This is a genomic window from Brachyspira sp. G79, from assembly GCF_002379365.1.
GTDB lineage: Bacteria > Spirochaetota > Brachyspiria > Brachyspirales > Brachyspiraceae > Brachyspira.
In genome coordinates this window covers 434,251-444,993 of the sequence record NZ_JQIU01000008.1, presented here as the reverse complement: position 1 = coordinate 444,993, position 10,743 = coordinate 434,251, and the positions used below count along the sequence as shown (strand labels likewise).

Here is a 10,743-nt window from a genome sequence, read left to right as displayed (position 1 = left end):
TTATATTTCTTTCTATATAGTCATTATTTTCATTTATTTTGTTTTCAATATCTGCAAATTTACTAGATAAATTAGCAACTTCATCTTTCAAATTAACATCTGAAATATACATGTTATTTTTTAATTCATGCAAATGATTTTCTAAATCTTCTAATTTAGAGAAATCATTTTTTATAGTATTAAAAGACTCTTCTAATGCCTGTTTTTCTAATGCCAATCTATTTACTTTATCCTCTTCTTTTAAAGTTCTTATTTCAGACTTTAAATTATCTATTTTTTCTAATAATGAAAGTTTATCATTTGATAATGCATCTTTAAGATGATTAATATCATTTTCAGAATTATTTACTCTGTACAATAAAGCATTAGTAAACTGTTCAAAAGCATTTTCTATTTTTTGTTTTTCTTCATCAAATAGAGCAGGTATATCTTCTTTTCCTGCACTGATTGCTTCTTCTTTCAAAATATTGAAATCATTTTTAATCTCATCTATTTTACTTGATAAAAGTTCTTTTTCAGATGTATGCAAATCCATAAGTTCATCTCTGTCGAGTATAGAACTTTTTATCATATCCAATGATTCTTCAAAATCTATACTAAGCTCTTTATATCTATTTTTCATATCAGATATTTCACTATCAAGTTTTGATGATACATTATATATCTCATTATCTATTTTAGAATTAAGAACTCTTAAACTGTCTTCTAACTCAGCAACATAATTATTATAGTCTAATAATTTTTCTGAAGCATCTCTTTCTAATCTTTCAAGAGTAGCATTAATTTTCATGTCAGCTTCTTCATTAAACTTAATTACAGCTTCATTCAAGTTATTATTAAGAGTATTAAATGATTCTTTTATCATATCATCTAATTGACTTTTAGTATCATTTAAAACATTTATTTTTTCATTAACTTGATTATCCAACTTCAATGAATATTCTTTTAAATACTCATCTATATAATTTTTTTCATTATTAAGATGTTTAGTCTCTGTTTCTTTTCTAGCTTTTTCTATTTCTGCTTTAATTCTATTAGTGTACTCTGATAAAGAAGACAAGGAATCTTTATAAGTATTATTTATAAGCTTAGAATAATAATCATAACCTGATTGTATATCTTCTAATAATTTAGAACTTTCTTCAGATCTATGATGTTCTATATTTTTTATCTCTTCATCATATTTGTTTACAGCATTATTTACTATAGACTGTACTTCTTCCAAACCTCTGGCTATATCATCTGATACTTTGCTGTCTACTACAGACAATCTATTTTCTATCTCTTCTATCTTGCTATCTATTTTTCCGTAGATAGAGTTTTCTTTCTCTTCTATTTTTAACAGTATATCAGATAATAACTCTTCTTTTTTACCTTCAGAAGATTCTAAATAACTATTAATATTTTCTTTAGCTTTTTCCAACTGTTCTAAAAGCTCATTAATGCGTACATCTTTCCAGCTTGATATATCTTTATCAAGAGAGTCAATTTTTTCTTTGAAATCACTAACATATTCATCTCTCCAAGAAGATGCATCATTATTAATAGCTTCTATTCTGTCATTTAGATCATTAAGATAATTTTCTAATTTAACTTCAGTTTCTGCTTTTATGCTGTCTAATTCATCTCTTAAATCAGCTGCATACAAACTTCTTATTCTGCTGCTGTCAGACCATATATCCTCAAAATAATCAATACGTTTTTCTAATCTGCTTCTAAACTCAGCATTATCAGTTTTGAAGTTATTAAATAATTCATCTAATTTTTTTACTTCATCAGCAAACATATTTTCTATATTTTCATTTTTACCTAATACAGTAAATACATTATCTTTTATTGAAGTAAATTTATCATCAAGTTCAGAAGATTTGTCTATAGAATCTTTTATACTACTTTTGATACTGTCTATATTTTCAAATAAATTATCATTATCCGCTGCAACTTTCAATTGGAAATCTTCAAGTCTGTCGCTTAAATGATAAAAATTATTTTCTAAATCATTTAATTTAGAGAAATCATTTTTTATAGCATTAAAAGAATCTTCTAAAGACTGTTTATCTAAAGCAAGCTGGGCTATAGTATTATCTTCTTTTATTGCTTCTATATCTCTTTTAATATTTTCAACTTTTTCTAAGAAAGAAGATTTATTTTCTGATATAGCATCTTTTACATTATTAATATCATTTTCAGAATCTACCATTCTATCAAGTATAGCAGTAGTAAAATCTTCAAATGCTTTTTCTATCTTTTGTTTCTCTTCATTAAATAGGGTAGGGATATCCTCTTCATTAGCTTTTAACAATTCATCTTTGAAAGTATCAAAATCTGTTCTCAAAGTTTCCATTTGTTCAGATAAAAGTTCTTTTTCTGATGACTGAAGTTCCATAAGCTCATCTCTATCAAGAATAGAGCTTTTTATCATATCTAATGCTTCGTCAAAGTCAGTACTCAAATCTTTATATTTTGTTTTCACATCTGATATTTCACTGTCTAATTTAGAAGAGATATGATAAAGTTCATTATCTATTTTTGCACTTATAGCTCTTAATTGTTCTTCCAAGTCAGACATATATTTCTGCTCGCTAAACAATCTTGCTGCTGCTTCTCTCTCTAATCTTTCAACAACAGAGTATATTTGAGTGTTTGCTTCTTCATTAAATTTAGATATAGTATCATTCAAATTAGCATTAAGAGTGCTGAATGAATCTTTTATCATATCATCTAATTGAGCTTTACTTTCAGTTAATATACTCAATTTATCATTAACATGAGCTTCTATTTTTTCAGAATAATCTAATAAATAATCATCTATATAATTTTTTTCATTAGACAAATGTTTCTCTTCAGATTCAGCTCTTGCTCTTTCTATTTCTTTTTTAATATTATCAAGATGAGTTTCTAATTCTGCCACAGCATCTTCATAAATTTTATCTATCATTATAGAATATTCTTCATAATCTTCGCGTATACTGTTACCCAAATCCTCCATATCAGATATTAAATCTTCAGCTTCATTTGCTCTATGATGTTCTATTCTTTTTATCTCTTCATCATATTTTGCAACAGATTCATTTATTCTATTATGAATACTTTCAAGACTATTGCCTATAGCATTATTTAATTTTTCATCTATATCAGAAAGTTTATTTTCAGCATTCAATATCTTCTCATCTATGCGGGAATATATTTCACTTTCTTTATTTTCTATACTGCTTAGCATATCGATTAAGAATTGATTTTTCTTACCTTCAGAAGTATCTATAAAGCTTTCTATTCCTTTTCTTGCATCTTCTAACTGAGCAAGCAAAGTATTCAAATTACCATTTTTCCAATCATATATATCCTCTTCAATTGATTTCATTTTTTCTTTTAATTGAGCTATATGATTATCATATTTAATATCAGCTTCTTTTCTTATATTTTCAACTTCCTCTCTTATATCTGAAGCATATATACTTTTTATTCTAGTATTATCAGACCATACATCTTCAAAATAAGATATGCGTTTTTCTAATCTGTCTTTAAAATCTTCATTATTAGAAACTAAACTTTCAAATATAGAGTTTAATCTTTCTTTTTCATTATTAATTAATGACTCAACTTCATCTCTATCCAATAAATCGGACATATTGTTTCTAACTGTCTCAAAATTTTTATTAAGATTTTCTATGTCTTTATAAAGACCATTTGAATCTTTTTCTATCTTTTCTTCTAAGTTATCTCTAAAACTTTTTAATTTATCAGATAAATCTTTAACATCATCTTTTAATCCGCTGTCAATACCTTCCATTCTGTTTTTAAGAGAAACAAAATCTTTTTCCAAATCAATTATTTTATCAAAATCATCTCTTAAAGCAGTTAAAGAGTTTTCAAGAACAGCTTTTTCTTCTGATAAAACAGTTACAGTATTATCATCTTTTATATCATCAACATCTCTTCTTAAAAGTTCTATCTGAGATATTAAATGACTTCTCTCTTCAGATAATACATCTTTTATATAATGTATATCACTTTCGTTATCAGTAATCCTCATAAGAAGGTTCTTACTAAACTCATCAAACATTCTCTCTATTCTTTCTTTTTCTTCATCAAATAGGGCTGGTATCTCTACTTCATTAGTTCTTACTATATTATCTTTAAATAGTTCAAATTCTTCTTTTATATCTTCTATCTGATTTTTAAGAAGTTCTCTTTCACTGTCATGTAAGTTTATTAATTCTTCCCTGTCTATTAAAGAAGATTTAATTTCTTCCATTCTGTTATTAACATCTTCATTACTGTCTGAAATATTAGATTTCAATTCATCTATCTGTTCAGATAAAGTTTCTTTTATATTTTCTATGATATTAGAGATATCATTTATTTTCTCTAGTCTGCTTTCATGATCATCTAATATAGCAAGCACATTTTCATTATTAGATATTAATTTATCTGCCTGTTCTCTTAATTTATCATCAACATTATCTTTTAATGATATAAACTCATTTCTCAAATCTTCTAATGTTAGACCAAGACTGTCTCTAACTTCTGCTGCTGTATTAGATATAACTTTTTCAGCATGTTTTTTAATTTTAGCAATAGACTGCAATGCTTTTTTATGATTAGATTTTCTTATCTTAGCTAATATTTTAGAAAAACCACTGTATAATGTATTGAATGAATCATTAAGCTCTTCATTTAGGCGATTAACCTCTTCATCTATTTTTGAAGAGGCTTTATTCAAATAATCGTCTATATAATTAGCTTCATTAGTAAGATGTTTAGCTTCAGATTCTTCTCTTGCTTTTTCTATCTCATCTTTCAAAGTATTAACATGTTCATTTAAAGAAGTTTTTTCTTTATTATAAAGCTCTTCAAGCATATTAGTATACTGCTCATAATCTTTTCTTATACCAGCACCTATATTTTCTACATCTTCTATAATACTTTTATTTTCTTCAAGTCTATAAGTTTCTATTTCTTTTATTTCATCTTGGTATTTAGCTATAGCATTATCTATTAATGATTTAAGCTCATCTAATTTTTTAGAAGTATCGTATTCTATATTTCCGAATATAGTCTCTGTTCTTTTAGCTATTTCATCTTTTTTATCTGCTATATAAGAATCCATTTCACCTGTTTTGGCATCAACAACAGACTGCATATTATTAGCATTATCAATTATTTCATTGATTCTTTCACCTAGATTTTCTATACGCATTTTATATTCATCTGTCATTAAAGAAGCATGATGTTTTAATTCTTCATAATCATCTTTTAGATTATTAGAATACTTCTCAAGCATAGCATGATATTCTGCACTTATAGCATTCAAATCTGCTCTTCTTTCATCTAATACACCGTCAATTTTTTTATCCAAAGAATTATATTTATCTTCTATATCAGACATTAATTCTTTTTCTTTATCTTCAGCATTTTCATATACTTTATTTATTGTACGTTCAAATACATCTCTTCCATTTTCAACTCTATGCAAGATGTCTTCAATTTCATCTTTTATTTTATTCATACTTTCTCTTTTTTCATTTAAAAGAGTATCAAATGAATCTGTAGCCTGACGAAGTTCATCATGAAGCATATCAGCTACTTCTTTTTTAGTTTCTTCATTGAATTTTATATTTTCATCTACAGCAGCATCTACTTTATTTCTAAAATCATTTAAAGAATTTTCTATGCTACTCATTAATGCATCATGTCTTTTTTCACTTTCATCAACCTGACTTATAACGGAGTCTATACTATCAGTTATAGCCTTCATTTTAGTTTGTTCATAATCATCTAAAACATTTTTTAAATGAGATTTCAAACTATCTATATATGCATCGCTGTAATCGGATATTTCTTTTTTAATGCCATCTATCCTGTCTTCAGCATCTTTCATACCAACATCAAGTTTTTCATTGGCTCTGTTTACCAATCCGTTAATTTCTACTGAAGTTTTTTCTAATATTTCCAAACGTTTTTCTATATTGTCTTTTATATTAGATTCTGTTTCTCTGCTTAAAGTATCTATATCAGAAGAGGCTTTATCATACTGCTCTTTTAAACCTGACAATTTTTCATCAATGGCAGTTAAATCAGAAGATGTATTTTTTATGTATGTATTGATATTTTCTTCTAACTCATTTTTAACAGTTGCAAACAACTTTTCTATTTCATTTACTCTATCATTAGCCTGAGTTTCTAAATCTTTATACAAGTACTCTTTTTGAAGGCTTAAAGAATCAAGTATTTCTTCCTGTTTATTATTAAGTATAGATATTATTTCAGAAGTTTGATAATGTGTTTCATCTATTTTATCTTTTAAAAGGTTAGTTTCTGTCTCAACATCATTTCTAAGCTCATTAATTTCAGCTATTAAAGAACTTCTAGCATTATCTATAGAATATTCCATATCATCTTGAGCTCTTGTTAAGATATCATCTTTTAATTTATCTATGTCATTAACAATATCTTCAAATCTGCTTTCAGCTCTGAGCATAGTTTCTTCGCTCATACCATCTATAGATATGATTAAATCATTAAGTTCTTTAGTTTTGTTTCTGTAAAGAGTTATAACACCGTCATCTTCATTTTCAAGAACATTTTTTATATGATTAGAGAAATTCTCAACTTCTGCTATAAATCTGTTATTTATATCGTCTTTTAATACTGAAAACTCACTTTCCAACTGATGAGCTTTCTCAGCATAATCTTTGCTTATATAATCAGCTTTATCTTTTATATCATCTATAGATTTTTCCAAAGAATGAGCTTTTTGCTCTATAGAATCCAAAAACTCTTCTCTGTCCATACTTATTTTTTCAAGACCCTCTTTTAGGGTAGAGTAGAGCATTTCTTTAGTTTTTTCCATTTCATCTTGGAACTCTAACACACTTGATTCTGTTATAGAGTTTAATCTGTCATGTATAGTATCTCTTAAATTATTTAATTCTGTTTCAAGTCCGTCTTTAGACTGGCTTAAAGTTTCATAACGGTTTTCTATATCCTTAGATTTAACATCAATTTCATCAGCAAATGATGAATATTTGTTTATAAGCTCATCTCTTCCTTTCTCAAATAGTTCTGCAAGCTGTTCTATATTATGACGAGCTGTTCTTTCAGCAAGCTGAGTAAGCTGATTTGTAAATAATTCTTCTTTTTTGGCAACATGAAGTTTGAATTCTTCTGTAAGAGCAGATATTTTTTCTTTTTCCTGTTCTGCCATAGTACTGTAATGAGCATCTCTAGCTAATAAATTAGTTGTAAGGGCATCAAACCTCTTATAAAGTTCACTCTCAAACTCATTTAATTTAGAATTATAAGATTCTATTAATTTATCCTGTATAGATCCTACATTTTTCTCTAATTCTGACATTTTAGCCTTAACATCAGATATTCTTTTATAAGTTTTTTCTATAGTATTACGCTCTTTTAGTACAGTATCTACTTTATTAAGTATTTCTAAATAAGCCTCTTCAAGAGAATCAACTTGTTCCTGATACTGCGAAACTGCGGCTTTATAGTCTTTATATGATTCTATCCTTTTATTTAGTTTAGCTAGATCTTCTTCCATAGATTTGCTTATAAAACCAGCTTTTTTAACTGCTATTTCCAAATCTATAGCATTATCTCTAACCTCAGAAATTTTCTCTTCTACAATACCTTCCAAAACAGCTTTCTCTTCGGCAAACATATCATTAAAATTATTATCATTATAATTTTTTTTCCTATTGATTACGCTATAAATACCGATAAGTAATAGAGGTACAACAAAAGTTAGTATTAATTGAAGAACAGGGTTCATGTAAAAACTCCGCAAGTATAGTATATTAACATAATTCTATATTATGTTAATGTATATGTCAATAGTGTTTGCAGGTTTTAATTTCTGCGTATAGTAAAATTTGAGAAAAAATAAAATTTTTTAATAAATTATAATTGTATTCTCTTCTATTATAATATAATATAATACTTATCATTATAATATAAACAATAATCTATATAAATATTTCAGAATAATATAACTATCAAAAATTAATAATATAATTTAAGGCTTGTTTCAAAATCTATTACAAACAATATAAGTGCTGCAATTTTGTTTTTTTATTACAGTTAATATCAAAAATATATATTATAGCTTTTATTTACAGTGATTTTTTATATATTATTGTTTTTTAATGTAAAATAACATTATGCAAATAATATATAAATATATAATATTTCTCTAAGCATATAGTTTATATAGTATATAATGACAACACAGATATCTTACTTCAGATACAAAATAACTTGGAAACATAAGTATGCAGAGTATCAGCAAAACCCTATATAAAATTACAATAGAACTAATAATATAACTATAAAGTTAGAACAGTTATGATATATAAAAACATAAACTTAAAAATATTTAATAAAAAATTTACAATTTAATATTTATTTACTATACTATAAATATACATGTTACAGTACACTCATTATTATAAATACGCATATTTAAGGAGTTTTATTATGATAAAAAAACTAATAACTATTACAATTATAATACTTGCAATAATTTCCTGTTCTAAAAAAAAGGAAGCTGTAAATGCTTGGACTGAAATAACCCCAGAAACAGAAACCACTATAGAAATTTGGGCTTGGAATATAGGTGCAAATCATTTAGAAGATACAATACCGTCTTTTAATGAAAAATATCCTAAAATCAAAGTTAATGTTACAGAATTTGGAGGACCTCCTGTATTAAAACAAAAATTATTTGTTACTTTAGGCGGAAACTCAGAATTACCGAATTATGTTCAAATAGAAGATCCTGATATGGTGTTAATAACAGAACAATATCCTGAATATTTCTTGGATCTAAAAGATCAAATGCCTGATAATTGGAGTAATGTAGTAGAACCTTCCAAAATAGCAACAAGTTTTGATTCCACAGGAAAACAAGTAATTATGCCTTGGGGTATAGCTCCTACTGTTTTATTTTACAGGGAAGATTTATTTCAAAAAGCAGGTATTGATGTTAATAGTATAGTAACTTGGGAAGATTTTATAGAAGCAGGTAAGAAATTACAAGCGGCATTACCTAATACCAAAATGATAGGTTTCCCTTATACTGTAGGTTATTCTTCTTTCATAAGAGCAGTTATGCTTCAACAAGGAACAGACTACTTTGATAAAGACGGAAATATAGCAATATATTCAAAACCTGGTATAGAAGCTGCTAAACTTTTACAGAGATTTGTTAAAGAAGGTATCGCTTTTGATACAACAGACTGGACTGGTACTATAAGAGCTTCAAAAACTGATGATATAGCAACTATTCCTTATGGAATATGGTGGGGAGGAACTTTAAAAGATCAGGCTCCTGAAATGAAAGGTAAATGGAAAGCGGCTTATTTACCTGTATTAGAAGAAGGTCAGCCAAAAACATCTATATGGGGAGGAGCTGGCGGATCTATAATAAATGTTGGAGACCCTATAAAACAAACAGCTACATTAGAATTTGCTAAAAATGCTATACTAAGTGTAGAAAATCAAATGATGGCTTTCAAAAAATACGGTCTTTTACCAGCGTATACACCTGTTTATGATGAGGAAGAATTTTATGAAGAAGATCCTTATTTTGGTAAAGGATTTAATGAATTAATACCTGAATTAAGTAAATCAATGCCTCTAGTTGCCAAATATTCTGAATTTACATCTGAAGCTCAAACACTTATGGAATCAGCATATCAAGCTATAATTAATGATATGGCTGATCCAGAAAAAATACTAAAAGACACTGCTGAACAATTAAAAAATAATTCAGGCTTAGAGTTATCAAAAATAATAAAATAAAAAAGATTAGCATATGGTAATTAGGAAATAATATGAAAAAAAGTTATAGAATGTTTGGTTTTTACCTGTCATTACCAGTTATAATAACCTTAGTACTATTCAATTTTTGGCCTTTCATAGAAACTATTATTTTAAGTTTTATGACACAGAAAAGAGGAGAGTTTATATTTAATGGAATAAAGAATTACCAAAGACTTTTTGGAGACTCTGTATTTAGAGCAGCGATTATAAACTCTTTCATTTTCTATATAATAAGATTGCCTATAATGCTAATTAGTTCAACGTTATTAGCAAGTATAATTCATAGAGGTATAAAAAAATTAAAATCTTTTTTTGAAGCCTCATATTTTATTCCAGTACTAGTAGATGCTGTAGCTTACAGCATGATATTTCTTTTAATATTTCAAGACAGAGGTGTAGTAAATTACATATTGTCATTATTTGGTATAGATGCTATACCTTGGCTTAAGCAATCTATACCTGCAAAAATACTCATAATAATAGTAGTTTCTTGGCGTTGGACAGGTTATAATATGATATTGTTTCTTGCTGCAATGCAGAATATACCAGAAGATTATTATGAAGCTGCCACAATAGATGGAGCAAATTCTTGGCAAAAATTTGTATATGTAACTCTTCCTTCATTAAAACCAATCATATTATTTACCTCTATAATGTCTACAATAGGAAGTTTAAATCTCTTCACCGAACCATTTTTGCTTACAAATGGAGGTCCTAATAATGGAACTATGACTTTAGGACTTTATATATATAATCAGGCGTTTGTTTCATTAAATATGACATATGCAGCCACAATATCTGTTATAATACTCTTAATTGTAGGCTCATTAACATTCTTACAATTAAAATTAGGAGATAAGAATAATGAATAAAAAAAGAAAATAGTTACTATAATGTTATATCTAT

General features: G+C 26.8%; 2 protein-coding genes and 1 pseudogene. 2 read left to right on the top strand and 1 reads right to left on the bottom strand.

All coding sequences use genetic code 11. The features are described from left to right. Positions 1-7,786 (bottom strand): annotated as a pseudogene (locus tag KQ44_RS03555) (hypothetical protein); the annotation flags it as partial. A gap of 704 nt (positions 7,787-8,490) precedes the next feature. Here KQ44_RS03555 and KQ44_RS03550 point away from each other — a divergent pair. Both KQ44_RS03550 and KQ44_RS03545 read left to right on the top strand, forming a co-directional pair. Then, entirely contained in the window at positions 8,491-9,816 is a 1,326-nt protein-coding gene (locus KQ44_RS03550) for an extracellular solute-binding protein (RefSeq protein ID WP_096736268.1), read from the top strand. A 32-nt stretch (positions 9,817-9,848) separates the two neighbouring features. Next, positions 9,849-10,709 carry a sugar ABC transporter permease gene (locus KQ44_RS03545; RefSeq protein ID WP_168171247.1) on the top strand — a complete coding sequence of 287 codons (861 nt, stop codon included), beginning with the start codon at positions 9,849-9,851 and terminating at the stop codon, positions 10,707-10,709. Positions 10,710-10,743 lie beyond the last annotated feature (34 nt).